Here is a 22,963-nt window from a genome sequence, read left to right as displayed (position 1 = left end):
TACCTGTCGATAAATGTGGCGGTGGTTCGACAGAAACGGCGAAGGTTTCGAGTCGCCGACGCCGCTTACGGCGACTTCGCGGACCCGTTCCGGCGTTTGTCCGCGACGCCGACGTACCCGCCGTCGTCCTCGATGCGGATGGACTGGACGTTGCCGATGCTCTCCACGACGGAGACGTCGTGCCCGGCGGCGTTCAGTTCGTCGACGACGCCGTCGGGGACGCCGCCCTCGGCTTGGACCCAGGTCCCCGTCGCGGAGTACACGCGCGGTTCGGCGACGGCCTCGTCGATGTCCATGCCGAACTCCGCGACGTTGAGGAGTATCTGGGAGACGGTGTGGATGATGGACCACCCGCCGGGCGACCCGACCGTCAGGAAGGGGTCGCCGTCGCGCGTGACTATCGTCGGACTCGTGCTACTGAGGGGGCGCTTCTCCGGTTGGACCTCGTTCGGCCCGCCGGGCTCGGAGTCGAAGTCGGTGAGTTCGTTGTTGAGCATGAACCCGCGCCCGGGGACCATGATGCCCGATCCGAACAACTGCTCGATGGTGCTGGTCCACGAGACCAAGTTCCCGTCGGCGTCGGCCGTCGTGAAGTGGGTCGTCTGTCCGGAGGGTTCCTCCGTTCCGGTCTTCTTCCCCTTGTTGCCCGAGGCGTTTGCGACGTGCTGAGCCTCCTCGACGTCTCTGGGGCTGACGAAGTACTGCCCGCCGGGTTGGTAGGCAAACGGGTCGCCGGGTTCGCGCGTCGCCGCCGTCGCCTCCTTTGGGTCGATGATCTGACGGCGGTCGTCGAGGTACTCCTCGTCGAGGAACCCCTGCCACGGGATGTCCACGAACTCCTCGTCTCCGAGGTACTCGTTTCGGTCGGCGAACGCGAGTTGGAACGCCTCTATCATCCGGTGGTAGACGTCGAACGACCGGCGGTCGTACTGCGCGAGGTCGAACGGTTCGAGGAGCTTGAGAATCTGCCCGATGACGTACCCCCCGGAGGTCGGAGAGCGCATCGTCCGGACGGTGATGTCGTGGGCGTCCCCCTCGTAGGTCACGTGGACGGGGCGCGTTATCTCGACGTTGTACCGGCCGAGGTCGTCGACGGTCATGTTCCCGCCGGTCTTTCGGTACCGCGCCGCGCCTTGGACGGTCTCGGCGATGTCCTCCGCGATTTCGCCCTTGTAGAACGCGCCGATGCCCTCGTCGCGGATGGTGCGGAGGGTGTCCGCGAGGTCGGGTTGGGCGAGTTCGTCGCCCGCTTCGAGGGGGTCGCCTCCCGGGGCGAACACCTTCTTTGCGGTCGAAGTGAACGCACCCTCCTCGACGTTGGCCGCGATGGAACTCGCGAGGAACTCGTCCACGGTGACCGTCTCTCCATCGGGCGCGGCCAGTTCGACGGCCGGTTCGATGAGTTCGCCGAGTTCCTTCGTCCCGAACCGCTTTACGGCCACGTCGGCGGCCTTCAGCGTCCCGGGGACGCCGACCGCCTTGCCGTTCGTGTGACGTTCGAGGAAGGGAACCTCCTCGCCCTGCTCGTTCAGGAACATGTCGGGTTGGGCACCGAGGGGCGCACGCTCCCGGTTGTCGATGGCGATTATCTCGTCTTCCTCGGCGCTGTAGACGAGCATGAACCCGCCGCCGCCGATTCCCGAGGAGTGGGGCTGGACGACGTTGAGGGCGAACTGGACGGCGACCGCCGCGTCGACGGCGTTGCCCCCGTTCTCCAGAACCTCGACGCCCGCCTCGGTCGCCTGCCGGTGGACGCTCGACACCATCCCGCCGCCCCCTCTCGCGACGGAGTTCGACTCCCCGCCCGTCGTCCCTAACGCGGTACTGGCCCCGGCCGGAAGGACGCCGGCCCCCAACGCGACGCCCGACCCCCGCAGGAACGTCCGCTTCGTCGCCGTGAACCGCGCCGTCTCCTCCGCTGTCTCCGCGTCGTTCGATTCGGTCGTAGGACTCTCGTCAGACTGTCCCATGGCACTTCCTCTCATTCGATTGTCATTAATATACCTATAGTCCCCGAGGGTGGGAACTTCGCGCACGCGAGGAGTACGGCGACGGATTTATTTCGGAGATGCGCACCGTTCGGGCGCTGACGTGGGGAGAATCCGTCGGGACGGTTTACAGTCACTCTCGGAGAAATATCTGCGGACGATCGCTATCTCCGCACGGGCCACGCGTTCGTCCGGGGGAAAGGTGAAATATTTCCTACAACGACCGCCACCGCCGGCGGGGTTCTTCGGTGTGACCGAAAGAGAGTCAGTCGTCCGACTCCGCACTCCGCCGTTCGGACTCGATTTCGCGCGCCCGCCGGAGGACGAGTTCGTCGTCTATGCGTTCGAGCAGTCGTTCGTGGCCGCGTCGGGTTCGGCGTTCGATGTCGTCGTCGGAGAGGTACGTGTCGAACTTGCGGTCTATCTCCCGTTCGCGGAGTTCGGCGACGCGTTCCGCGGGGAGGGAGTGTTCCTCGGGGAGGCGGCCGTCGAACCACTCGCGCCACCGGTCGCGGGTGCCCCACTCGCCGGTCAGTTCCGCCTCCCGGCGCATCCAGTCGTACTGGTCCGCGAGCGTGTCGAGGTACCCTTCGCTCCGGCGCACCTCATCGACGAGGGTCAGGCCGACTCGCGCGCCGCGGCCCGCGGCCATGATGGCTTGACGGTCGGCCTCGGGGGCCGGGGACGCGACGTAGAGGCCGTCTACCCGCGTCGTTCCGTCGCGTTCGGGGTAGTCCCTGTCGAAGTGTTCGTGCACCTCGCCGTCGTGTTCGTGAGCGACGAACATCTCCTCGTCGTCGTCGAGTCCGCGCATGTACTCGCCGTCGTACCGGGTGGCGGCGACGACTCGCCGGGCGGTGACGCGGCGGCCCTCCTGCGTCTCGACGACGAACCCGTCGGTTCCGTCCGCTCTCTCGACGGACTCGACGAGGTCAGAAATCACCTCACAACCGGCCTCCTCGGCGTGGTCGTGCAGCAACCCGTACAGCGTCTCGACGTCGATGCCGGCGGGGAAGCCGGGGTAGTTCTCCAGGTACGCGCACCGACGCAGCGAGGAGTTCCCCCGGTCGAAGACAGCGGTTTTCAGGCCGTACCGGGCGGTGAAGACGCCCGCGGAGCAGCCGGCCGGACCGCCGCCGACGACGATGACGTCGTACTCGAACGGCGCGCCCTCCGCGGCGGTGTCTGCCGGACTCACGCTCGGAACTCCCCGGTGACGATGTCGGCGACTCGCTGTCGGTCGAACAACGTTTCGTCGCCGAACTCCTCGGGGTAGAGACCCCGCGCGGCCCGTTCGAGTTGGAACAGGTGGATGATCGGCCCTTGGTACGTCAGGCCGCCGTATATCACCCGGTCGTTCTTCACCGCCGCGAGTTCGCTCGCGACGTCGTGGTCCCGGAGGTGCGAGGCGATGTTCTCCTCGAAGTACTCGTCGGTAATCTCGCCCTGAAGCCTGATGGCGAGGGCGTCGGGGTCTATCTCCAGAAGCGTCTCGTAGTCGATGGTGCCGCCGCCCGCCTGCGCATCCGTGACGTCGTTCGCGGCGAGGGCGTCCCCGACGTTCAGGTCGTTCCAGTGTTTGGACTGGGTTCCGCCGCCGACGAGGTACGGGTAGAACGACTCGGGCGGCACGTCGGCGGGGTAGAGAACCGCGATGTCGGGCGTCTCCTCGGGGAGGCGGCTCTGGACGTCGGCGAGAACCTCGTCGTGGTACGCCGCGAACGCCTCGTAGCGCTCCCGCTCTCGGAACACCGCCGCGACTTTCTCGAACGCCTCGTACATCGTGTAGTCGGCGTAATCGTGCCAGTCGTACGCCCGCGAGAAGATCGTGTTCCCGAAGAAGGGGCCGACGTTCGTCGCGATTTCGTCGACGTCCTCCCGGCTCCACCCGAGGCGGTTCACCATGAAGTTCGGGTCGGTGAGGTGGACGTCGGCGTCGAGTTCGTAGTACACCTCCTTGCCGGTGCCGTCCTGCCACAACTGCGTGAGTTCGCCCTTGTCCACGGAGACGCCGGGGAGTTCCTCGTACAGGTGCGCGCCGAACCGGGCGCGGACGCCGATGGCCGAGAGGCCGTCGGCCCGCCCGAGGGCGACGCCCATGTCGGCGTAATCGCCCGTGTAGGGAACCCACGCCTCGGGGACGGACCCGAACTCGACTTCGCCGACCGGTTCCATCGACACCGAGTACGAGTCGGCCGCCGCCGTCGTCCCGCCTCCCGTCTCTCCCGAGGCGTCCGTCCCCGTCTCCGCACCGGTCGGCGTTCCGGACGACTCGGACCCGGTCCCGCCGGTGCACCCCGAGAGCAGGCCGCCCCCGACGAGTGCGCCGCCGTACTTCACGTAGTCGCGCCGCGTCACCGTCTCGCGTCCGCGAGATTCGGGCTCCATACGTTTTAGGCCAGCCTAAATAAACAAAGTCGTTTCGATTGTTAGGTCGGCCGAAAACGACGGAACGTTCGGTCGAAAACGACTCGCTCAACCGCGCGTCGTCGGTCGCGTTACCGCTCCTCGGTCCGCCGGGAGTTCGCGTCGGCCGACCGGAGGCCGTACCCGAGAGCGACGAACGCGAGGTAGAGCGGCGACTCCACGAACTGGACCGGCAGGCCGACGGCCGCGAACGGTCCGAGGACGAACACCGCAGGGACGAGAGCGGCGAACAGCCCCGCTTCGAGGCGGTTCGCGCTTTCGGTCCGCCAGAGAACGACACCGTAACCCGTTCCGACGACCCGCACCGCGACGTACGCGAGGCCGACGAGGGGACCGACCGAGAAGAGGACGTCCCCGAACGCCGTCCGCGCCGCGACGAGAACGCCGACGAACGCCGCGTACCCCAGAAGCGAGAGCGCGAGCGAGACGGCCGCTAGCCGGCCGCGCCGACCGTACTCGACCCCGTACCGGGCGTCGGCCGCGAGAACCGCGGCCGAGAACAGGACGTAGATGAGCAGGTGAAGCGCACCGAAGCCGATTCCGGGGCCGCCCGCGGGGTCCGCGCCGGACCCGAAGAACGCGCCCGCGCCGAGCACTCCCAGACCCGCGAGGCCGCCGACGAGGCCGCCGAGACCGGCCAACCTGATTCGCTGCGTCGTCCACCGTAACCCCACTCCGGTTCGGCCTGGACCCTCCGACGTCTCGGGGGTCACCTCGACGCCTCCGACTCGTTCGCCGAACTCCCGTCGTCGGCTTCGGAGACGACGATTGCGCCCTTCATCCCGACCGACTCGTGGGGTTCGCAGTAGTACCGCGTCACCCCGGGCGATTCGAACGTGTACTCGAAGGACGCGCCCTTCTCCGGGCTACCGCTGTCTACCGCTCCGTCGGTGCTGACGACGTTGTGATACCCCTCAACCCACTCCCAGACGACCGTCGTTCCCGGCGAAACTTCGACGGCCGGCGGGGCGAACGCGTTCGAACCGTTGTTCCCGCGCGCGCCGACTTCGACGGTGACCGTCGATTCGCCGGTCATCTCCGCGACGGAGTCGTAGTTGTCGGTGTCCGAGAGCCACTCGTCCACGGTTTCCGGCCCGCCGTCGGTCGGTTCGCCGCCGCCGCTTCCGCTCCCGTCTCCGCCGTCGCTCGTACACCCGGCGAGGAAGCCGCCGACGGCGACGCCGCCCGCGGCGCGGAGGAACCGGCGTCGTCCGTACGAGGGGCGTCCAGCACGGCCGTCGCTCCGCCGGTCTGTGTCCCGCGTTCTCGGTCGGTCGCTCTGCGTTCGCGTCTCGTCCGTTCTGTCGAAAGTCATCTGTCGTTCACCGATGGAACGGAGGCGGAGACGGGCGATAAGGCGGGAAGCACGGTCGCCGAGACGGCGGTTGTGCGAAAGACACATATACTTCTTCGTCGGGAGCGACGCCGACGGCGGCCGCCGCACGGACAGACACTTGTCGGTCGGCGTCCGAGGGGGAACGATGGCGGCGCGTACGCTTCCTCGTTCGGAGGGCCTCGGCGGAGCACTCGGGCGGATAGCCCGCGCCCCGGTGAGGCGGCAGACGTACCGCAACCTCCTGTACGTCGTGTCGATGTTTCCGCTGGGCGTCCTCTACCTCAACCTCTTGGCCGTCGGCGTCGCCCTCGGACTGTCCCTCGCGGTGGTCGGCGTCGGTCTCCTCGTTCTGGTCGCGTTGCTCGCGGCGGTGACCGAACTGGCCGCCCTCGAACGGGCGTACGCGCGGCGACTGCTCGGCGTCGAGATACCCGAACCGTCGGCGGAGCCGGTTCCGAACCGCCTCGCACGGTACAGACGGCTGGCGACCGACCTCCGAACGTGGACGGCCGCGGGGTACATGGTGAGCGCGTTCGCCTTCGGGAGCGTCGTCTTCGGCGTTCTCGCGTCGCTGTTGGCGACGGCGGTGAGTTTCATCCTCGCACCGCTGTACTACGGACGGGCGCCCGTCGTCGCGTTCGGCCCGATTCCGACGGAGACGGTCACGTTCGACGTCCTGTTCGGGTGGGACAACCTGCTCGTCGGCCTGACGACGACGTTCCGCGCCGGGTCGTGGCACGTCGAGACGCTCCCCGTCGCGTTGCTCTTCGCCGCACTCGGCGTCGGCCTGTTCGCGGTGACCCTCCAGTCGGTCAACGTCCTCGCCGCCGCGTGGGGGCGGTACGTGCGACTCGTACTCACCGCGCCGCGGTACCGGGACCTGAGTTGATCCGTCAGTGAGAACGAACGGTGCGCGCCGTTCGATCGAACTTCGGCGGCGCCCGGTAATGGTGCTACGCCCGCGTGAGAGCGTACAGGATGGCGGTCACGCCGGCGAGGTGCGCGAGAGAGACCGCCAAGAGGACAACCGCGTCCGTCGCCGCCGTCAACGCCGTCAGCGCGTAGTTCACTCCGACGGGCGCGGCGGTGAGAAGCACCAGACCGACCGCGAGGTACAGCATCGGACGACTCCGGTTTCGCCGGTACCCCCGGTACGCTTGGTACGCCACGAACAGTCCGGCGAGGGCGGTCAGCGCCGCGAACGCGAATATCAGTCCCCCCTCCGTCGCGACGGCGTCGAACGGCCGGATCGGCGAGGCGTTCACTCTCGCACCTCCTCCGCGCGGCCGGCGTCGTCCGACCCCCTCCCGCGCGGGCGCGACGCGCCGTAGACGGCGTACAGCATGGCGGCGAGACCGGCAAGTTTGCTCGCGTTCGCGGCCGCCGAGCGACCGACCGCGGAGACGTCGGTGAAGTTCGTCAGCGCGAGTTGGATGCCGAACGGGCCGACGGTGAGAAGCACCAGCCCGACCGCGAGATACAGTCGCGCCCGGTCCCGGTTCCGTCGGTATCCCCGAATCACGAGGTACGCGACGACGAGCGACAGGAATCCGGTAAGGAGCAGTCCGAGGAACGCGAGGGTGACGACGACCGACGACCCGCCCGTCGCGGTCTGGAGAAGCGTCCCGGCGCGCGTCATCGTAGCCCCTCGAAGAGTCCGGTGAACCGATCGGCCGGGTCCTCCGCGCGGTACGTGACGTCGACGGAGAACTCGCCGTCGTTCAGTTCGATTTCGATCCGGTCCAGTCGCGCCCGGTAGGTCTTGTAGTGGTGTCCGTCCTTGTCGAGTTGCAGTCGCTCCGAGAGGAGGTCGTACTCCTGGAGGCGTTCGATGCGCCGGTAGATGGTCGAGACCGACGCGTCGCACGCGTCGCTCAGTTCCGGCGCGGACATCTCCCGTGTGCTCGTACGGATGAGTATTGCATGGGCGTACTCGTCTTCGAGGAGTGCGGCGAGTCCTCGCACCTCGTCACCGCTCATTCCTCGCGACGGCGGGGGGCGGGGGGTAACCCGAAGTCGTTCACCGCACTCGATACGGACATGGACTCTCCCGACGGTCCGCGGTCGAGCGACTTAAATCGGGGGTCACGGTCGCCGACTCGGCGACGGCGGCGAGCGGTTTCGCCTCCCGTCGGAAGCGCTGGCGACCCCGCGCGCCCACCGACCACCTAAACAGTTTGGGCTCGAACTCATTGTCCTAGTCCTACTACTCCAGTCCGTAGATGAGCACCGAACCATCGCGGGAGTCTTCGACCGTCGTCGATCGCTCTACCGACTCTCTCTTCGACGTGCTGGCGGACGCTCGGCGGCGGCACGCGCTCGCGTACCTCCGCGAGAACGAGGGAGAGGCGTCCTTCGATGAACTGGCCGACGCGGTCGCGGCGCGAGAACGCGCCGAACGCCCCGCCGACGCCTCGGAGAACGTCGCGCTCTCGCTTCACCACCGCCACCTCCCGAAACTCGAACGGGCCGGGCTGACCGAGCGAACGGCGGACCTCATCTCGCTGACCGAACGCGGCGAATCCGCGCTCGAAACGTTACCCATCACAGTGGTCCCTCAGGCGACCAACTGAAAGCGTGCATGAGCCAGTCCTCTCCCGCCGGAACGCATCCCCGCCGAACGACTCCCCCACAGCATAGATTCGATGACGATAGCAGAAGTTCACGTGTCGCACCCGGACTTCGTGCTCGGACGTACGATAGAGACCGTGACGGGGGTGGAGATTCGGCGGGAGACGCAGCCGGTTCCGGCGGGGGAGAACGACACGCTCTTGCTGTTCTTCAGCGCGACGGGGAACTTCGAGGGGTTCGAGGAGACGCTGGCCGCGGACCCCACCGTGACCGACCCGCGACTCGTCGCGGAACTAGAGGACCGACGAATCTACCGGGTGCGACTGACGGACCGGGCGAAACTCGTCACCTACAAGCTGGCCGAACTCGGCATCTACCTGTCCGAGATCGTCCACGACGAGGAGGGCTGGGTGTTCCACGCTCTCCTCCCCGATTTAGACTCCCTCTCGGCGTTCCGGGAGTACTGCAGGGCGGAGGACATCACCTTCCGGGTGAAGGCGATGTACCAGAACGACCAAGCCGAGACGCGGGGCGGGTTCGGCCTGACGGACGGCCAGCGGGAAGCGCTGTTGCTGGCGTTCGACAGGGGGTACTTCAGCGACCCGCGCGAGATAACCCTGCAAGAGCTCGCCTCGGAGATGGGTATCTCCTCGACCGCCTGCGGCAGGCGCCTCCGACGGGCGTCGGAGCAGTTAATCGAGTCGACGGTGGTGTCGGAACGGTAACATAATGCGGTCGTGAGTTAGCGCTGCGGCCGCCGAGCGGCGGCACTATATAAATACGCAGGTGATGAACGCAATCTCTCAACCGCGTTCACTACTTCTACAGTAACATGGGTAACGGATTAGCCGTCAATGAGTCAGACGGGTATGCGATGGTGGAGTTCGATGCGGAGGAGCCTGAATCGGTAATCGTCGGCATCGTCGATGCAGTCTCGAACGTGGTCGGCACGGACCCCGTCGAAATCGAACCGCTGTACTCCGTCGTCGATCCGGACGCCCTCGCTAGTCTCCTCGAACCGCCGAGCGCCGGGCAACCTCGGCAGGGAGACGTTAGAGTATCTTTCGAGATGGCGGGCCTCGAGGTGACCGTCTGGAGTTACGGTCGCATCCACGTCTCGGAGCGGCAGTGAGCGGTATAGACGAGAACAATGTGGGGAGTGCAAACGTCGTGAACAACGAGAACCAATCTACCGAGCAGTTAGTGCGGGAAACGTACACAGAATACAAGAGCGGATCCGGGACCATCGCTATGATAACGGACCCGGAGAACGATAGAGCATGGATACAGTCCACTCATACTGTATCCATCGACCGGTAACCGAAGCCCATGACGAGAGAAAGCGGCGTGACTACCGCCGGGGGATTCACGGACGCACTGGGGGACTTATTGGAGGAGGCGCACCGGAACGGCGTCGATATCGAAGGGGGATGGCTCGTTCAGTCGTCGGCCGAGGAGGTGCCGGACTGGGACATCGAGATCTGGCGGGTGGAACACGCGGACGAGGAGACGAGCGAATCCTGACCGCCGATCCGCACCGTCGCCTCGAACCGAGGTGTCGATGAAACGGGGGAGACGCTGTGACCAACGTTCGATACGGACCTCGAAGCGAACAGACGAACCTAAATCCCCCCGTCGGAAACGACGGGTCGTGGAACGGGGACTTCAGAGAGAACGGAGCGAGGCGAACGGAACCGCGAAGGGGGGTATCGCCATCCTCGAACTGTTAGACGAACTCCGCGTCATCGCCCAGAACGGGCTCGAATACAACGACGGCTCCGACGACGCGTACGACCGACGGCGGTACGAACGCGTCCTCGAACTCGTGAGCGACTACTACGGGCGCGCCCTCGACGCGCCGCCGTCGGCCGTCCGCGAATCGCTCCGCGAGGAGGTGGGCCACGTCTCGGCGAAGGTGGGCGCCGTCGGCGTCGTCCTCGACGACCGGGGGCGCGTTCTCACGATGGAACGCTCGAACAACGGCCGGTGGGCGCTCCCCGGCGGGTACGTGGACCCCAACGAGTCCGCGGAGGAGGCCGTCGTCCGGGAGGTGCGCGAGGAGACGGGCCTCGACGTGGAACCGGTCGAACTCGTCGACGTCTACTCCGTCGGCCCGGGCGAGGGGGACAACCTCCACTCCATCGTCAACGTCGTCTACCGGTGCCGCGTCCGCGGCGGCGAACTCCGCCTCTCCCACGAGGGGACGGACCTCGCCTACCGCGACCCGCACCGCCTGTCCGCCGCCGCATGGCATGAACAGAACCGTCGCTACGCCGTCGACGCGGTCGAATCCTCGGACGCTACCCTCCCGACGGACTCCGACGGCGCGAAGCGGTAAGCCGCGGCCGACGATCACTTCCGACCTCGGGCGGTAGCGGCGACGCCGGCGGTCGAATATCGGCATCAAAAAGTAGTCGAGTTTCGACCGGACGGTGGAGCGGTCGTACGCGAGAGTGCTCAAACTATGATAGACGAATACGACCTCGTTATCGTCGGCGGAGGAATAAGCGGAGCGTCGTTGCTCTATACGGTCTCGAAGTTCACTGACGTCGAGAGGGTCGCGCTACTCGAGAAGGAAGACGAGATAGCGGCGATCAACTCCCACAGCACGAACAACTCTCAGACGCTGCACTTCGGAGACATCGAGACGAACTACACCTTAGAGAAGGCCGAGGAGGTCAAGGAGGGCGCGGAGATGCTCGCGGGGTATCTGGAGAACGAAGACCCCGACCGCGAGATGCACAGCAAGCGGAGCAAGATGGTGCTCGCCGTCGGCGACGACGAGGTTCCGAAACTCCGGCGGCGGTACGACGACGAGGGGTTCGGCGACCTGTTCCCGAAGCTCAGCGCCATCGGGAGGGAGGAGATCGCCGAGATAGAGCCGAAAGTCGTCGAGGGGCGGGACCCGAACACGGAGATGCTCGCCCTGCAGACGCCGGACGGGTACGTCGTCGACTACGGGAAGACGGCGAGGTCGTTCGTGGAGAACGCCGCGGAGGAAGACGGCGTGGACGTCTTCACCGGGGCCCAAGTGCGGAACATCGAGAGGAACCGTGACGGGTTCACCGTCGAAACCGACGCGAGGGACTTCAAGGCGGACGTGACCGTCGTCGCGGCGGGATCCCACAGCCTCCAGATAGCCAAGCGGATGGGCTACGGGGAGCACAAGTCCCTGCTCCCGGTCGCGGGGAGTTTCTTCCTCGCCGAGGGCGAGTACCTCAACGGCAAGGTGTACACGCTGCAGATGAAGAAACTGCCGTTCGCGGCGGTCCACGGCGACGCGGACGTCCACGACGCCGACGTCACCCGGTTCGGGCCGACGGCGAAGGTGGTGCCGACGCTCGAACGGGGCCGGTTCTCCACCGTGGGCGACTTCCTCGACGTGTTCGGCCTGAGTCTCGACTCGTTCCTGAGTTACGCCAACATCCTCTCGGACCGGGTGCTGTTCCCGTACGTCGTCAGAAACCTGGTGTACGACATCCCCGAGGTGGGGCCGCGGGCGTTCCTGCCGCACGTCCAGAAGGTGGTCCCGAGCATCGAACTGGACGACATCGAGCGAGCGAAGGGGTACGGCGGCGTCCGACCGCAGATCGTCGACACGAAGGCGAAGACGCTCGACATGGGCGAAGCGAAGATCACCGGCGATAACATCATCTTCAACATCACGCCCTCGCCGGGCGCGTCGACGTGCGTGAAGAACGCCATGCGGGACACGAAGCAACTGATGGACTTCTTCGACGGCGAGTACGAGTTCGACGAGGACGCCTTCCGGGGGGAGACGCTCCGTAACTTCCCCCGCGAGGTACCGGCGTAACGCACCGCCGTTACCGTTTTTTCGGAAGCGACCGTCACAGTTCGAAGCGACACCGACCGATAGGGTCCGGTCGGGACGTACCTTTATTACCGTCGAACCCGAATTACTGAGTATGATCGTAGTAAATTCCTCCACCGACGCGGAGCGCACCGACGCACAGATCCGGCGCACGGCGACGTTCGCCGAGATGGAGCGCGCGATGCGCTCCCAAACGTTCTGAGACGCCGGAATTTCAGCCATCGGGGCGTTCTTCCCCGAGAAACCGTTTTCCCCCGTGGCGACGTACCTCGTCACCAAGGCCACACGTGGCCCTCCTACTATGAGTGATAAACCCCACCAGAACCTCGCCATCATCGGACACGTCGACCACGGGAAGTCCACCCTCGTGGGCCGACTCCTGTTCGAGACGGGGAGCGTGCCGGAACACATCATCGAGCAGTACCGCGACGAAGCCGAATCGAAGGGCAAGTCGGGCTTCGAGTTCGCCTACGTGATGGACAACCTCGCCGAGGAGCGAGAACGCGGCGTCACCATCGACATCGCCCACCAGCGGTTCGACACGGACAAGTACTACTTCACCATCGTGGACACGCCCGGTCACCGCGACTTCGTGAAGAACATGATCACGGGCGCCTCGCAGGCGGACCACGCGGTTCTCGTCGTCGCCGCCGACGACGGCGTCGCGCCGCAGACGCGCGAACACGTCTTCCTCGCCCGCACGCTCGGCATCGAGACGCTCATCATCGCCGTCAACAAGATGGACGTCGTCGACTACAGCCAGGACACCTACGAACAGGTCAAAGAGGAGGTTCAGACGCTCCTCAAGCAGGTGCGCTTCGGCACCGACGACGCGAGTTTCATCCCCATCTCGGCGTTCGAGGGCGACAACATCGCCGAGACGTCCGAGAACACGTCGTGGTACGACGGCCCGACCATCCTCGAATCGCTGAACAACCTCCCAGAACCGTCGCCGCCGACGGACGCGCCGCTTCGACTGCCGATCCAGGACGTCTACACCATCTCCGGCATCGGGACGGTTCCGGTCGGGCGCGTCGAGACGGGGATGCTTAGGAAGGGCGACAACGTCTCGTTCCAACCGTCGGACGTCTCCGGCGAGGTGAAGACGGTCGAGATGCACCACGAGGAGGTGGACGAGGCCGGCCCCGGCGACAACGTCGGCTTCAACGTGCGCGGCATCGGCAAGAACGACATCCGGCGCGGCGACGTGGCCGGCCCGGCGGAGGAACCGCCGACGGTGGCCGACACGTTCCAAGCGCAGATCGTCATCATGCAGCACCCCTCGGTCATCACGGCCGGGTACACGCCGGTCATCCACGCCCACACGGCGCAGGTGGCCTGCACCTTCGAGTCCATCGACAAGAAACTCGATCCCAAGTCGGGCGAAGTCGCCGAGGAGAACCCCGACTTCATCAAGGCGGGCGACGCCGCGGTGGTGACGCTCCGCCCGCAGAAACCGCTGGTCGTCGAACCCTCCTCGGAGATAGCGGAACTCGGCTCGTTCGCCATCCGCGACATGGGACAGACCATCGCGGCGGGGAAAGTCCTCTCCGTGGACGAGCGGTAAGCCGACTCCCCTTTTTCGACGCGGCGTAAATCGAGAGCGGACGCGAACCGGGGAGCCTTTGTCCGCCACCGGGAGAGAGTGAGTATGGACGCGTTCACCCCCGTTTTCGCGGACGACGACGCCGCCGGCGGGTCGGTCGGCGAGGCGGACGACAGGCCGCGCGTCGCCCTGTTCGTGGACGGCCCCAACGTGTTGCGCGACGAGTTCGACGTGGACTTAGACGACGTTCGAGAGGCGGCGGCGACGGTCGGTCGGCCGACCGCGCGGCGACTGTATCTGGACGAACACGCGACGCCGGGGCTGATCCAGGCCGCGGAGGCGCGCGGCTTCGAAGTCGTCGTCACCAGCGGCGACGTCGACGTCCGCCTCGCGGTGGACATGACACGGTTCGCCGTCGAGGGGCGCGCCGACGTGGTCGCGATCGCCTCCCGGGACACCGACTTCAAGCCCGCGATAGAGACGGCGAACGCCTACGGCCTGCGGACGCTGGCGATATCGCCCGGCGAGTACGGTCGCTCCGACGCCCTCCGGAACGCGGCGTCCGACAGCATCACCCTCGGCGGGGACGTGCCCGACGCGGGCGAGGAACCCGAGGACGACGGCCCGCGCCTGGTGGGGTACGACAAGGACAGCGGTAACGACGACGGCGACGGCAACGGCGACGGCGACGAGTCGTAACCGGGCGACGGCGACGCTCGCGCGGCCGAGAAGCGTACGGTCTTTTGCTCCGGCGGCCGACGACCCCCGTATGGAAGACCTCGGGACGCCGGTGTTGGACAACCACCTGCACCTCGACCCGGCGAACGGACGCGGGATCGACGCCGTCCGCGACTTCCGCCGCCTCGGCGGGACGCACCTCCTCGTCGTGAACAAACCGTCGTGGCACCTCGGCGTCGAGGCGGAGGCGGGCGAGGACTTCCGCGCCGTCTTCGAGGAGACGCTGTCGGTCGTCGCGGACGCGGACGCCGAACTCCCCGGGCGCGCGTGGCCGGTCCTCGGCGTCCACCCCGGCCTGATCACGCGCCTCACCGACGAGCGAGGCTTCTCGCCCGGTGAGGCGCGCGACCTGATGCGGGCGGGGTTGGACGCGGCCGCGGAGTACGTCCGGGAGGGCGACGCCCTCGCGCTGAAGTCCGGCCGCCCGCACTACGAGGTGTCCGACGCGGTGTGGGACGCCTCCAACGACGTGCTGAAACACGCCCTGTCGCTCGGCGCGGAACTCGACTGCGCCGTGCAGTTGCACACCGAGGCGACTGACGACCTGACGGAGGTCGCCGAGTGGGCCGACGAGAGGGGGCTCGACCCCGAGAACGTGGTGAAACACTACGCGGGCGGAACGCTCGCGGGGCCGACGCCGAGCGTGATGAGCGAGAAGGACCGCCTGCGCACCGCCGCCGAGGAGGGCGCGCCGTTCCTGATGGAGACGGACTTCGTGGACGACCCGGACCGACCGGGCGCGGTGATGGGGCCGAAGACCGTCCCGCGCCGCGTCCGGTGGTTACTGGAGGAGGGCGAAGACGACGCCGTCGAGAACGCGCACGTCGAGACGCCGCGGCGCGTGTACGGGGTCGACACTCGGGAAACACTCTCGCGCTAACGGGCGGGATTCTCTCCTCGATGAAAGATAGGAAAGGCCTTTGAGTCCCGGAAGGGATGGTGGATACATGACCGAGGCAGAGGAGACCTACTACACGAGAGAACGCTGGCAGAACTGGCTCACTCGCGTCGAGGAAGAGACGCTCGACCCCGAGAACGAGGACTCTGCGCGGTTACTCTTGAATCTCCAAGACGATGCGGCTATCGCCGTCGCGAAGATCGTCTCCGCCCACGAGGACGGTGACCTTGACGAGGACACCGCGCTCGAAGAGCTCGAACGCGTCCGCGACATCGTCCTGCAGGAACCCGACTTCGACATCGAGGACGACGAGGAACGGCAGGACAAGCTGATGCTCATCGACGGCGTCCAGACCAGCCTCGTCTGCGTCTTCTACGCCGCCGAGGAGTACATCGCCGCCGGCCCCGCCGAGGAGGCACCGCTCTCGGAGTACGTCGAGGCGGCCGCCGCGGCCGAGGAGGAGGAGGACTTAGACGCCGCGCTCGGCTACCTCGTGCAGGCGGGCACGCGAATCATCGAGGGCGACGAACTCGACATGGCCATCGTGGACGAGCTGGAGTACGGCCTCGTCTCCGAGTGGGTCAACGGGCTCGACAGCCTCCAGAGCGCGCTCAGCGACCCGGAAGTCGTCGAAGAGGACGACGAGTAAGACGAGTCGCCGGGCGTTCGGCGGGGGCGACGCGTCTCCTCTGCCCACGGGGCGGCACGCTTTTACCTGACTGTCACGAAATCCGACGTATGCGTTTCTGGGACGACGAGAGGGCGGTCACCGTCCAGATAGGGGCGGTGCTACTGCTGGGGTTCGTCGTCGTGTCGATGTCGATGTACCAGGCGACCGTCGTCCCGGACGAGAATCGGCGGGTGGAGTTCCGGCACAGCGAACGCGTCCAAGGCGACATGCAGGAGGTTCGGAACGCCATCCTCCGGACCGCCGCCACCGACGGTTCGACGCCCGTCTCGGTCGAACTCGGGACGCGGTACCCCGCGCGCGCGGTGTTCGTCAACCCCGGGTCGCCGGGCGGGACGCTCTCTACGTCGTCGCTCGGAACGCTGACCGTCAGACACGCCGTCGCGGACGATTCTACGACGACTCGAAGCGACTTCGACGAGAGATAGTCTTCATGCGCGTCGGGTTCGACGACTGACGTAACACCTCATCGACAAGCCCATATGTGCGGAATCGGAACGTGTCTGCATGACAGCCGTCGGCATCGACGCCATCGAGATACGGACGGGGAAACTCAAACTCGACCTCGCGAACACGTTCGCGCCGAAGAAGGGCGAGGACCCCGAGAAGTACACGAAGGGTATCGGTCTGAAGCACTCGTCGTTCCCGGACGTGTACGAGGACATCGTGACGATGGGGGCGAACGCGGCGAAGGACCTGATGGACCGGACGGGTCTCGTCCCGGACGACATCGGCCGCATCGACGTAGCGACGGAGTCGGCGTTCGACAACTCCAAGCCCGTCTCGACGTACATCGCCGGGTGTCTCGAACAGGTGTACGACGGGGACTTCCACCACGCGAACAAGGGCGAACGGAAGTTCGCCTGCCTCGCGGGGACCCAGAGCATCGACGACGCGTACAACTGGATCCGCGCCGGGCGCAACCGCGGTCGGTCGGCGTTGGTCATCGCGACGGACACCGCCCTCTACGAACGCGGCGACCCGGGCGAGGCGACGCAGGGCGCGGGCGCGGTGGCGATGCTCATCTCCGAGGATCCGAACGTGGTCGAACTCTCGACGGACCAGGGCTACGGCAGCGCCGACGAGACGGACTTCCTGAAGCCGAACCAGCAGTTCCCGAGCGTGGACGGTAAGCGGTCGGTGCAGGTGTACCTCGCGCGGATGCGCGAAGCGTTGGAGGACTACGAGTCCGTCGCGGGCGACACCCACCCCGACGACTTCGAGTATATCCCGTTCCACACGCCGTTCCCGGGGATGGTCCGGAAGGCGGCGCTCCTCGGGTATCGGCACATGACCCGCGGGACGGACGTCGAAGACGCCTTGGAGTCCGAAATCGGGCGGCAACCGCGCGAGGCGGACTTCGACTCGTGGGACGCCTACGAGGACGCCATCCGCGACTACATGGACGACCTGAAGGAGACGGACCAGTACAGCGAGTGGTACGGCCACGCCATCGAACCCACCATCGACATCTCCAGTCAGGTGGGCAACTGGTACACCGGGTCGGTCCACATCGCGCGCCTCTCCGCGCTTCGAAGCGCCGCCCGGAAGGGCGAGTCCCTCGCGGGCAAGCGGATGCTCGTCGGGTCGTACGGGTCGGGCGCGCAGGCCGAGATTCACGCCGAGACGGTTCGCGAGGGCTGGAAGGACGAAGTCAGCGCCATCGACGTCGAGGACCAACTCGACAGTCGCTACGACATCTCCTACGACGAGTACGAACTCGTCCACGACGTCCACAACCACGACAAGGAGGTGGACGTCGAGGAGTTCACTCAACCCGACGGCGAGTTCGTGTTCACCGGGTGGGGCCGCATGAACGAACGGCGCTACGAGTACATCGAGTAGCGCCGTTCGGAACGAACGTCGTCCTCGTGAACGGAGTGAATGAGGGCTTGAAGCGCGATCGAAGCGAGCGCTCCGGTGTCCTCGTGAGCGGAGTGAACGAGGGGTCGGCGCCGCGACTTCAGTTTGCCTAGCCGCCGTTCCGCCCGTTCTCCCCGGAGTACGACGCCGGCGCGCGCCGACTCCCGCGAACGCTTCACGGACTGAAGCGCGGCGCTCTCCTTACGTCGTTCACGAACGTTTGGTACGGTGTCAGCATGAACGCACCAACCCGAGCCGACGACGCCGCAGACGACGGACGCGGAGGAGGTTCGGAGGAATCGAGTCTCGAAAACGCCGTTTCCGACGTTTCGAGTCACTACAAAGCGGTGCTCTTCGCCGCCGGAAGCTTCGCCGTCGCGTACTGGTCGGCGTTCGTCCGACCGGAGATGTCGCCGAAGTGGTACGTCCCCATCATGGTGACGTTCGCCCTCGGCGCACTCGGCTACGTCTACTTGGCCGAACACTCGACGCTCCGCCTCGGAACGACGCGGGCGGAGGGGTGACGAACGGCGGGCGGAGGCCGACGGGCCTCAGAGGGCGTCGGTGTCGCCCACGTCTCCGACGCCGCCCGTCGCACTCCGCCGCGATACCGACTCGCCGTCGCCCTCGCCCGCGACGGTTCGTCGCAGTTCGATATCGACGGTGAAGCCGCCGTCTTCGACGCCGAATCGAAGTTCTTCGAGGCGGCACTCGTACGCCGAGTAGTGGTTGCCGTCGGCGTCGTACCGTAGTTTCTCCGCCACCATGTCGTACGATTCGAGGGCGTCGAGTCGCCGGTAGACGGTCGGTTGCGACGCATCGCACCGCCGGGTGAGTTCCTCGGCCGATAGGGCTCGCTCGCTCGTGAGGACGAGAATCTTCCGCGCGAGTTCGTTCCCCAGCAGGTCGAACGCGCTGTCGGCGTCCCATCCGCTCATGGACGGAGTTACGTCACCTCGACTGAAGAACTCCCTGGCGGATGAGAACTATTCGCAGATGGGGCGGCGAGGATAGGTACGACCGACCCGGAGACGGACACCTCCTCGTCGGCGACGGCGAACGAGAGCGTCGTCACGACGTGACCGTCGTTGGTCCCGACGGCGTCTCGAATCGCGTCCTCGCCGTCGGGCAGACACGTCGGCGCGTCGGGCGCGGTGTAAATGAAGTACGTCTCTGAGAACGTATCGCCCAGTTCCAGCGTCTTCCGCCGGAGGATACTCTGTACCGCGGTGACGCCCTCGGCGCGCCGACAGCCCGACTCGTTCGGTTCCGACGGCGTCTCGACGAGTCCGACCTCTCTGTCGGGGACGATTCGAAGCGCGTCGCCGCGTCCGTACGTGTTCTCTACGGCTTTACTGCCGGAGAACATCAGCGTCGGGCCGAAATCGAGTTCGAGCGTGTGTCGGCCCGCGTTTCGGAGCGTCGCCTCGAACCGCGCCGGGGAGTCGGCGGACGACTGCGACAGCATCGACGCCTCCAGTTCGAGTTCCGAGGCGACGACCGAGTCGGGAATCGGCGTCTCCGTCGGCGTCCGAGTCGGAGAAAGGGTACTCGCGGGGGCCGAATCGTCGGACGCCGCGCCGCCCAGACAACCGGCGAGAGGGAGCGAAGCGGCGACTCCGGAGAGTCCCGCGAGGAAGCGTCTCCGGGCGATTCGAGGGCGAGAGAAGGAGCGACAACGGGGCGTTTCGGAGGGCACGCCCCCGAGTTCCGCGGTGGTTGGTAAGTGTTTTCCCGTTACGGGAGTTTCCGCAGGTCTTCGAGCGTGTCGTCCAAATCGCGGTTCGAGATGGCCAAGGAGAAACCGTCGATGGTGGCGAGGGCGGGCGCGTGTTCCCACAGGTCCTCCTCGTCGAGTCCGTGGAGGATGACCGCGTGCGGCGTCGGGTTGACGACGCGCAGGGCGACGAGGGGCGACTCGCCGCGACTGACGCCGGTGAATATCAGCGCGCGACTCGTCGATTGGCCGTAGAGGCGGTAGAACTCCTCGGAGGAGAGGCGCGTGATGGCCTCGATGCTGTTTATCACCGTGTGACCGCTTATCTGGTCGTGGTCGCCGCGGACGAGTTCTTTCGCGTCCATCGCCTCGTAGAGGCGTTCCAGCGGCATCGACGTGGGGTACTCCCTGAGGTCCTGGACGATGTCGCTTTCGAACCCCGCGGAGATGACGCGGGCGTACTGCCGGATGCGTTCGCCGCCTCTGGACTCGTCGATGTCGAGGAGGGCCTCGACCATCCGCCTGACGACGCCGATGCCGGGGCTCTCGCGCCGACCGCTCTCGTAGTCGGAGATGACCGACGAGGAGACGTCCAGTTGCCCCGCGAGCGCCGTCTGGGAGATGTCGAAGTCGGTGCGCCACTTCCGGAGCGTCGCACCGGGGTCGTCGCTCAGCGTTATCTCGCCCGCGATGCGGCGGGCCAGCTCGTCCCGCGGAACCGTCGTCACCGTCTCTCGCCCCCGCGCGTTCGTTCGCGCCGTGCCATATCGGTCGAACATCGGTCGGACGACCGCAAAAGGATACCGAAAGTAGGGTTCGACGAACGACGATGCCCGGCGGGAGGGAGGGCGGCGGCTCCCTCCCGTCTCGCCGAGACGAACATTCAAGGCGGAACCCGCGCCAGTCTCTCCCATGCCATCGACGCTCGTCCACGTCGCCGTCGGCGGACTCCTCGGCGCGGGACTCCTCGGCGCGGGGTTCGACCGGCGGGCCGCCGCCGTCGTCTTCGTCGCCGCCGCCCTTCCGGACGTAGACACCTTCTTCGGGTTCGTCCTCCCCGGCGCGCACCGAGCGCTCCTCCACACGTTCCTGTTTCCGGCCGTCCTCGTCGCCGTCCTCGCCTACGACACGCGCGTTCGGTCCGTCTCCCGCCTCCGGACGCGGTTCGGTCCCCGAGGCGTCCGACTCGCGTGGGCGGGCGTCGTCGCCCTCGTCGGCGGGGGTATCCTCCCCGACCTGTTCACCAACGGCGTCAACGCGTTCTACCCGCTTCACGACGCGTTCTACACGATGAACGGGCGACTCTACCTGTCGAATCAGCGGGGAGTCGTCCAGACGTTCGTGGACCTCTCGCCCGCGGAACCCGCCTCGTGGACGACGCGGAACTTCCACTACAGCACCGGCGCGGACCCCTCCCCCGGCGCGGAACCGGCGAACGTCGAGCGAATCTTCCCGCTGGCGATGTCCGGCACGCGACTGATGCTCGTGTTGCTTTCGGCGTTCGTCGTCGGCGCGCGCCTGCGGGAGAACGAGCGTTCGGCGGAGGAGGCGGTGGAGACGAGCGAAACCGCCGCGGCCGGCGGTCAGAACGCGTCGCGGTAGACGCGGAGGTACGCGACGGCGTCACCGGCGAGGAGGAGTGCGACGCTCGGCGTCGGACCGAGCGTCGAATCCGCGCCGAGGAGCGACAGGACGAGGAAAGCGGCGATGCCGACGCCCACCGCGAACAGTATCAGCGTGACGTAGAACGACCCCACGTCGCCGACCGATCCGCCGCGGCGGAGATACAGCACCGACGCGGGCGCGGCGACGACGAGTGCGACGGCGAGGTACGGTAACTGCGAGTACGGGTCCGGCGAGGCGAACTGCGCGGCGACGAACGCGTGCTGACAGAGGATCAGGGCGAACCCGACGTACGCGAGGAGGTAATCGAGAGGGCGGGCGGCCATACGCGGATCGACGTCGTACGGCGTACTGAACGTTCCGCCGTTCAGAGGTGTCGCTGTCGCTCGTCGTCGCCCCACTCGGCGGCGAGCGATTCGGCGCGCGACTTCAGTTCCAGCAGTTCGCGCCGTTGCGCGAGGAAGTGCGTCGGGAACGCCACGAGGTGCGCGAAGGGAGCCAGCAGTTTGGGCCCGTAACTCACGCGGACGCGGACGACGAGGCGGGTCCGACCCGGCGACGGTTCCGCGAGTCGGAACGCCCAACTTGTCCGCCAGAACCACCGCGAGGACTTGCCCGGTTCGGACTCGCGACGGCCGAAGACGTCCGTCAGCGACGCGAGGACGAGCGACCGGCCGGGGTCGAGTACGCTGACGACGAAGCCGTCGTCTCGGCTCGGAAGCGCCGGCACCGCGTCGCCGACGGTCGGTCGGCGGAACTCCGAGAGGCGCGTTCCGTCGTCGCCGTCGCCGTCGTATCGCAGGTCCTCTTCGGAGAGTTCCGTCCGCTCTGCGCCCATGCGGGCGAGCCACGGCCACACCGCTTCCCGCGGCGCGTTCACCGTCACAGCGTGCGTTCGTACGAAATTCGCGTCTTCGACGATATCGTCGCCGGGTAGCGGGTCGTGCATCTCCGCGGGGGTCGCCAGCCATCGGCGGTGCCACGCGCGGAGCCACGATTGAACCGTGACCACACTCAGCACACCGAGGACGAGTCGCTTCGCCCGTCTATCGAACGGAAGGTCCATGCGAGATGTACAATCACGTACTCCTATATTAACATGGTGCTGATGCGCGCGCCGTGGTAGCGTTCATTGTGGACGATTCGAATCGTTCATACATGAGCGAGACGCCAGCCGTGACGATTCGTCCGTACGAGAGCGAGGACGCCGCCGGCCTCTGGGACAGAAAGCGCGAGTTCGAACTCGGAATCGGGTCGGAGACGGGCGGCGCGGCGAAACTGCCGGCGTACGAGGAGAAACTGACCGCCGACTACCGCGCGCGGTGGCTTCACTGGGTCGAACGGTGCGTCGAGGAGGACCCCGACAGCGTGACCGTCGCCGTCGTCGAGGGCGGAGACGACGCGGACGAGGACGACGCGGACGGAAGCGCCGACGACGGCGGGAGCGACGAGTACGACGTCGTCGGCTACTCGTTCGTCCTCCCCGAATCGCTGTCGTTCGTCTGGGACGCCGCCGTCCTCAACGAGATATTCGTCCTGCCGGAGTACCGCGGGACGGGCGTCGCGGACGACCTAATGGGGGCGGCACTCGACTGCGCGAAGAACCAAGACCTGCCGTTGGACCGGATGGTGCTCGACGTGGACCGCCAGAACGAACGCGCGCAGGCGTTCTACGACCGATACGGCTTCGAACACTGGGGCGAGATGATCGCCCGCGAACTGTAGCGGGCGTTCGT

At 66.7% G+C, this 22,963-nt stretch carries 29 protein-coding genes; 16 read left to right on the top strand and 13 right to left on the bottom strand.

Going from position 1 to position 22,963, the window contains the following annotated elements:
* Positions 1-65: 65 nt before the first annotated feature.
* The 5 genes from ggt to ACFQEV_RS06095 all read right to left on the bottom strand — a co-directional run bounded on the left by ggt (position 66) and on the right by ACFQEV_RS06095 (position 5,730).
* Positions 66-1,970, bottom strand: a complete 1,905-nt coding sequence (gene ggt, locus ACFQEV_RS06115; protein ID WP_379693666.1) for a gamma-glutamyltransferase — start codon at positions 1,968-1,970, stop codon at positions 66-68.
* 283 nt (positions 1,971-2,253) lie between these two features.
* Positions 2,254-3,186 (bottom strand): NAD(P)/FAD-dependent oxidoreductase, encoded by a 933-nt coding sequence (locus tag ACFQEV_RS06110; protein WP_379693664.1) that lies wholly within the window; start codon positions 3,184-3,186, stop codon positions 2,254-2,256.
* A complete protein-coding gene (locus ACFQEV_RS06105) occupies positions 3,183-4,376 on the bottom strand; it encodes an ABC transporter substrate-binding protein (protein WP_379693662.1) in 1,194 nt (397 codons plus the stop codon). Before ACFQEV_RS06105 ends, ACFQEV_RS06110 begins: the two co-directional genes overlap by 4 nt.
* A gap of 110 nt (positions 4,377-4,486) precedes the next feature.
* Positions 4,487-5,128, bottom strand: coding sequence for a hypothetical protein (locus ACFQEV_RS06100; RefSeq protein ID WP_379693660.1), 642 nt, complete (start codon positions 5,126-5,128; stop codon positions 4,487-4,489).
* On the bottom strand, positions 5,125-5,730 hold the full coding sequence (locus tag ACFQEV_RS06095; protein ID WP_379693658.1) for a halocyanin domain-containing protein: 606 nt from the start codon (positions 5,728-5,730) through the stop codon (positions 5,125-5,127). Before ACFQEV_RS06095 ends, ACFQEV_RS06100 begins: the two co-directional genes overlap by 4 nt.
* 166 nt (positions 5,731-5,896) lie before the next feature.
* Between ACFQEV_RS06095 and ACFQEV_RS06090 the strand changes: the two genes are divergently transcribed.
* Positions 5,897-6,640 carry a sensor domain-containing protein gene (locus tag ACFQEV_RS06090; RefSeq protein WP_379693656.1) on the top strand — a complete coding sequence of 248 codons (744 nt, stop codon included), beginning with the start codon at positions 5,897-5,899 and terminating at the stop codon, positions 6,638-6,640.
* 64 nt (positions 6,641-6,704) lie between these two features.
* Here the strand turns inward: ACFQEV_RS06090 and ACFQEV_RS06085 are convergent, their stop codons facing one another.
* The 3 genes from ACFQEV_RS06085 to ACFQEV_RS06075 are packed head-to-tail and all read right to left on the bottom strand — an operon-like array spanning position 6,705 to position 7,731.
* A complete protein-coding gene (locus tag ACFQEV_RS06085; protein WP_379693654.1) occupies positions 6,705-7,016 on the bottom strand; it encodes a DUF7521 family protein in 312 nt (103 codons plus the stop codon).
* The gene (locus tag ACFQEV_RS06080; protein ID WP_379693652.1) at positions 7,013-7,390 is read right to left on the bottom strand and encodes a DUF7521 family protein; all 378 of its coding nucleotides are present in this window, start codon (positions 7,388-7,390) and stop codon (positions 7,013-7,015) included. Before ACFQEV_RS06080 ends, ACFQEV_RS06085 begins: the two co-directional genes overlap by 4 nt.
* Positions 7,387-7,731 (bottom strand): helix-turn-helix domain-containing protein, encoded by a 345-nt coding sequence (locus ACFQEV_RS06075; RefSeq protein WP_379693650.1) that lies wholly within the window; start codon positions 7,729-7,731, stop codon positions 7,387-7,389. The genes ACFQEV_RS06080 and ACFQEV_RS06075 overlap by 4 nt, the downstream gene beginning before the upstream one ends.
* Before the next feature lie 242 nt (positions 7,732-7,973).
* On the opposite strand from ACFQEV_RS06075, the gene ACFQEV_RS06070 reads away from it, so the two are divergent.
* From ACFQEV_RS06070 to ACFQEV_RS06010, 13 genes are all read left to right on the top strand, one after another.
* Positions 7,974-8,324, top strand: coding sequence for a DUF7344 domain-containing protein (locus tag ACFQEV_RS06070; protein ID WP_379693648.1), 351 nt, complete (start codon positions 7,974-7,976; stop codon positions 8,322-8,324).
* A 72-nt stretch (positions 8,325-8,396) separates the two neighbouring features.
* Complete coding sequence (locus ACFQEV_RS06065) at positions 8,397-9,047, top strand: helix-turn-helix domain-containing protein (RefSeq protein WP_379693646.1); 651 nt, start codon at positions 8,397-8,399, stop codon at positions 9,045-9,047.
* Between the two features lie 149 nt (positions 9,048-9,196).
* Positions 9,197-9,454: a HalOD1 output domain-containing protein gene (locus tag ACFQEV_RS06060; RefSeq protein WP_379693644.1), complete on the top strand. Its 258-nt coding sequence runs from the start codon at positions 9,197-9,199 to the stop codon at positions 9,452-9,454.
* 197 nt (positions 9,455-9,651) lie between these two features.
* Positions 9,652-9,846 (top strand): hypothetical protein, encoded by a 195-nt coding sequence (locus ACFQEV_RS06055; RefSeq protein ID WP_379693641.1) that lies wholly within the window; start codon positions 9,652-9,654, stop codon positions 9,844-9,846.
* Positions 9,847-9,973: 127 nt separating this feature from the next.
* On the top strand, positions 9,974-10,660 hold the full coding sequence (locus tag ACFQEV_RS06050) for an NUDIX hydrolase N-terminal domain-containing protein (RefSeq protein ID WP_379693639.1): 687 nt from the start codon (positions 9,974-9,976) through the stop codon (positions 10,658-10,660).
* Positions 10,661-10,786: 126 nt separating this feature from the next.
* Positions 10,787-12,136, top strand: coding sequence for an FAD-dependent oxidoreductase (locus ACFQEV_RS06045; protein WP_379693637.1), 1,350 nt, complete (start codon positions 10,787-10,789; stop codon positions 12,134-12,136).
* 319 nt (positions 12,137-12,455) lie between these two features.
* Positions 12,456-13,721, top strand: coding sequence for a translation elongation factor EF-1 subunit alpha (tuf, locus tag ACFQEV_RS06040; RefSeq protein ID WP_379693635.1), 1,266 nt, complete (start codon positions 12,456-12,458; stop codon positions 13,719-13,721).
* A gap of 84 nt (positions 13,722-13,805) precedes the next feature.
* A complete protein-coding gene (locus tag ACFQEV_RS06035) occupies positions 13,806-14,399 on the top strand; it encodes an NYN domain-containing protein (RefSeq protein ID WP_379693633.1) in 594 nt (197 codons plus the stop codon).
* Positions 14,400-14,469: 70 nt separating this feature from the next.
* Positions 14,470-15,318: a TatD family hydrolase gene (locus ACFQEV_RS06030; protein ID WP_379693631.1), complete on the top strand. Its 849-nt coding sequence runs from the start codon at positions 14,470-14,472 to the stop codon at positions 15,316-15,318.
* A gap of 67 nt (positions 15,319-15,385) precedes the next feature.
* Positions 15,386-15,985: a DUF2150 family protein gene (locus ACFQEV_RS06025; protein WP_379693628.1), complete on the top strand. Its 600-nt coding sequence runs from the start codon at positions 15,386-15,388 to the stop codon at positions 15,983-15,985.
* Positions 15,986-16,074: 89 nt separating this feature from the next.
* Positions 16,075-16,452: a hypothetical protein gene (locus ACFQEV_RS06020; RefSeq protein WP_379693626.1), complete on the top strand. Its 378-nt coding sequence runs from the start codon at positions 16,075-16,077 to the stop codon at positions 16,450-16,452.
* A 79-nt stretch (positions 16,453-16,531) separates the two neighbouring features.
* A complete protein-coding gene (gene hmgB / locus ACFQEV_RS06015) occupies positions 16,532-17,869 on the top strand; it encodes a hydroxymethylglutaryl-CoA synthase (RefSeq protein WP_379693623.1) in 1,338 nt (445 codons plus the stop codon).
* Positions 17,870-18,123: 254 nt separating this feature from the next.
* Positions 18,124-18,411 (top strand): hypothetical protein, encoded by a 288-nt coding sequence (locus ACFQEV_RS06010; protein WP_379693621.1) that lies wholly within the window; start codon positions 18,124-18,126, stop codon positions 18,409-18,411.
* 27 nt (positions 18,412-18,438) lie between these two features.
* Here ACFQEV_RS06010 and ACFQEV_RS06005 read toward each other — a convergent pair whose 3' ends face one another.
* The 3 genes from ACFQEV_RS06005 to ACFQEV_RS05995 are packed head-to-tail and all read right to left on the bottom strand — an operon-like array spanning position 18,439 to position 20,332.
* Positions 18,439-18,825 (bottom strand): ArsR/SmtB family transcription factor, encoded by a 387-nt coding sequence (locus tag ACFQEV_RS06005; RefSeq protein ID WP_379693619.1) that lies wholly within the window; start codon positions 18,823-18,825, stop codon positions 18,439-18,441.
* A gap of 8 nt (positions 18,826-18,833) precedes the next feature.
* A complete protein-coding gene (locus tag ACFQEV_RS06000; RefSeq protein ID WP_379693617.1) occupies positions 18,834-19,586 on the bottom strand; it encodes a hypothetical protein in 753 nt (250 codons plus the stop codon).
* Positions 19,587-19,624: 38 nt separating this feature from the next.
* Positions 19,625-20,332 carry a helix-turn-helix domain-containing protein gene (locus tag ACFQEV_RS05995; protein WP_379694556.1) on the bottom strand — a complete coding sequence of 236 codons (708 nt, stop codon included), beginning with the start codon at positions 20,330-20,332 and terminating at the stop codon, positions 19,625-19,627.
* 184 nt (positions 20,333-20,516) lie between these two features.
* Here ACFQEV_RS05995 and ACFQEV_RS05990 point away from each other — a divergent pair, with 184 nt between their 5' ends.
* A complete protein-coding gene (locus ACFQEV_RS05990; RefSeq protein WP_379693615.1) occupies positions 20,517-21,206 on the top strand; it encodes a metal-dependent hydrolase in 690 nt (229 codons plus the stop codon).
* Here ACFQEV_RS05990 and ACFQEV_RS05985 read toward each other — a convergent pair.
* Both ACFQEV_RS05985 and ACFQEV_RS05980 read right to left on the bottom strand, forming a co-directional pair.
* On the bottom strand, positions 21,188-21,553 hold the full coding sequence (locus ACFQEV_RS05985; protein ID WP_379693613.1) for a hypothetical protein: 366 nt from the start codon (positions 21,551-21,553) through the stop codon (positions 21,188-21,190). The genes ACFQEV_RS05990 and ACFQEV_RS05985 overlap by 19 nt on opposite strands.
* A 41-nt stretch (positions 21,554-21,594) precedes the next feature.
* Positions 21,595-22,293 carry a hypothetical protein gene (locus ACFQEV_RS05980; protein ID WP_379693611.1) on the bottom strand — a complete coding sequence of 233 codons (699 nt, stop codon included), beginning with the start codon at positions 22,291-22,293 and terminating at the stop codon, positions 21,595-21,597.
* Positions 22,294-22,385: 92 nt separating this feature from the next.
* Here ACFQEV_RS05980 and ACFQEV_RS05975 point away from each other — a divergent pair, with 92 nt between their 5' ends.
* The gene (locus tag ACFQEV_RS05975; protein ID WP_379693608.1) at positions 22,386-22,952 is read left to right on the top strand and encodes a GNAT family N-acetyltransferase; all 567 of its coding nucleotides are present in this window, start codon (positions 22,386-22,388) and stop codon (positions 22,950-22,952) included.
* Positions 22,953-22,963: the final 11 nt, after the last annotated feature.

The organism is Halopelagius fulvigenes (assembly GCF_042662625.1).
GTDB classification, from domain to species: Archaea; Halobacteriota; Halobacteria; order Halobacteriales; family Haloferacaceae; genus Halopelagius; species Halopelagius fulvigenes.
This window is presented reverse-complemented; position numbering and strand designations above follow the sequence as displayed.

What these genes read in the sequence shown, in the direction of transcription:
- ACFQEV_RS06080 (WP_379693652.1), bottom strand. Translation starts at nt 7,390, where the DNA reads ATGACGCGCGCCGGGACGCTTCTCCAGACCGCGACGGGCGGGTCGTCG.
- ACFQEV_RS06105 (WP_379693662.1), bottom strand. Translation starts at nt 4,376, where the DNA reads ATGGAGCCCGAATCTCGCGGACGCGAGACGGTGACGCGGCGCGACTAC.
- ACFQEV_RS06005 (WP_379693619.1), bottom strand. Translation starts at nt 18,825, where the DNA reads ATGAGCGGATGGGACGCCGACAGCGCGTTCGACCTGCTGGGGAACGAA.
- ACFQEV_RS06060 (WP_379693644.1), top strand. Translation starts at nt 9,197, where the DNA reads ATGGTGGAGTTCGATGCGGAGGAGCCTGAATCGGTAATCGTCGGCATC.
- ACFQEV_RS06075 (WP_379693650.1), bottom strand. Translation starts at nt 7,731, where the DNA reads ATGAGCGGTGACGAGGTGCGAGGACTCGCCGCACTCCTCGAAGACGAG.
- ACFQEV_RS06020 (WP_379693626.1), top strand. Translation starts at nt 16,075, where the DNA reads ATGCGTTTCTGGGACGACGAGAGGGCGGTCACCGTCCAGATAGGGGCG.
- ACFQEV_RS05980 (WP_379693611.1), bottom strand. Translation starts at nt 22,293, where the DNA reads ATGGACCTTCCGTTCGATAGACGGGCGAAGCGACTCGTCCTCGGTGTG.
- ACFQEV_RS05985 (WP_379693613.1), bottom strand. Translation starts at nt 21,553, where the DNA reads ATGGCCGCCCGCCCTCTCGATTACCTCCTCGCGTACGTCGGGTTCGCC.
- ACFQEV_RS06090 (WP_379693656.1), top strand. Translation starts at nt 5,897, where the DNA reads ATGGCGGCGCGTACGCTTCCTCGTTCGGAGGGCCTCGGCGGAGCACTC.
- hmgB (WP_379693623.1), top strand. Translation starts at nt 16,532, where the DNA reads ATGACAGCCGTCGGCATCGACGCCATCGAGATACGGACGGGGAAACTC.
- ACFQEV_RS06035 (WP_379693633.1), top strand. Translation starts at nt 13,806, where the DNA reads ATGGACGCGTTCACCCCCGTTTTCGCGGACGACGACGCCGCCGGCGGG.
- ACFQEV_RS06095 (WP_379693658.1), bottom strand. Translation starts at nt 5,730, where the DNA reads ATGACTTTCGACAGAACGGACGAGACGCGAACGCAGAGCGACCGACCG.
- ACFQEV_RS06045 (WP_379693637.1), top strand. Translation starts at nt 10,787, where the DNA reads ATGATAGACGAATACGACCTCGTTATCGTCGGCGGAGGAATAAGCGGA.
- ACFQEV_RS06025 (WP_379693628.1), top strand. Translation starts at nt 15,386, where the DNA reads ATGACCGAGGCAGAGGAGACCTACTACACGAGAGAACGCTGGCAGAAC.
- ggt (WP_379693666.1), bottom strand. Translation starts at nt 1,970, where the DNA reads ATGGGACAGTCTGACGAGAGTCCTACGACCGAATCGAACGACGCGGAG.
- ACFQEV_RS06030 (WP_379693631.1), top strand. Translation starts at nt 14,470, where the DNA reads ATGGAAGACCTCGGGACGCCGGTGTTGGACAACCACCTGCACCTCGAC.
- ACFQEV_RS06070 (WP_379693648.1), top strand. Translation starts at nt 7,974, where the DNA reads ATGAGCACCGAACCATCGCGGGAGTCTTCGACCGTCGTCGATCGCTCT.
- ACFQEV_RS06065 (WP_379693646.1), top strand. Translation starts at nt 8,397, where the DNA reads ATGACGATAGCAGAAGTTCACGTGTCGCACCCGGACTTCGTGCTCGGA.
- ACFQEV_RS05975 (WP_379693608.1), top strand. Translation starts at nt 22,386, where the DNA reads ATGAGCGAGACGCCAGCCGTGACGATTCGTCCGTACGAGAGCGAGGAC.
- ACFQEV_RS06010 (WP_379693621.1), top strand. Translation starts at nt 18,124, where the DNA reads ATGAACGCACCAACCCGAGCCGACGACGCCGCAGACGACGGACGCGGA.
- ACFQEV_RS06055 (WP_379693641.1), top strand. Translation starts at nt 9,652, where the DNA reads ATGACGAGAGAAAGCGGCGTGACTACCGCCGGGGGATTCACGGACGCA.
- tuf (WP_379693635.1), top strand. Translation starts at nt 12,456, where the DNA reads ATGAGTGATAAACCCCACCAGAACCTCGCCATCATCGGACACGTCGAC.
- ACFQEV_RS05990 (WP_379693615.1), top strand. Translation starts at nt 20,517, where the DNA reads ATGCCATCGACGCTCGTCCACGTCGCCGTCGGCGGACTCCTCGGCGCG.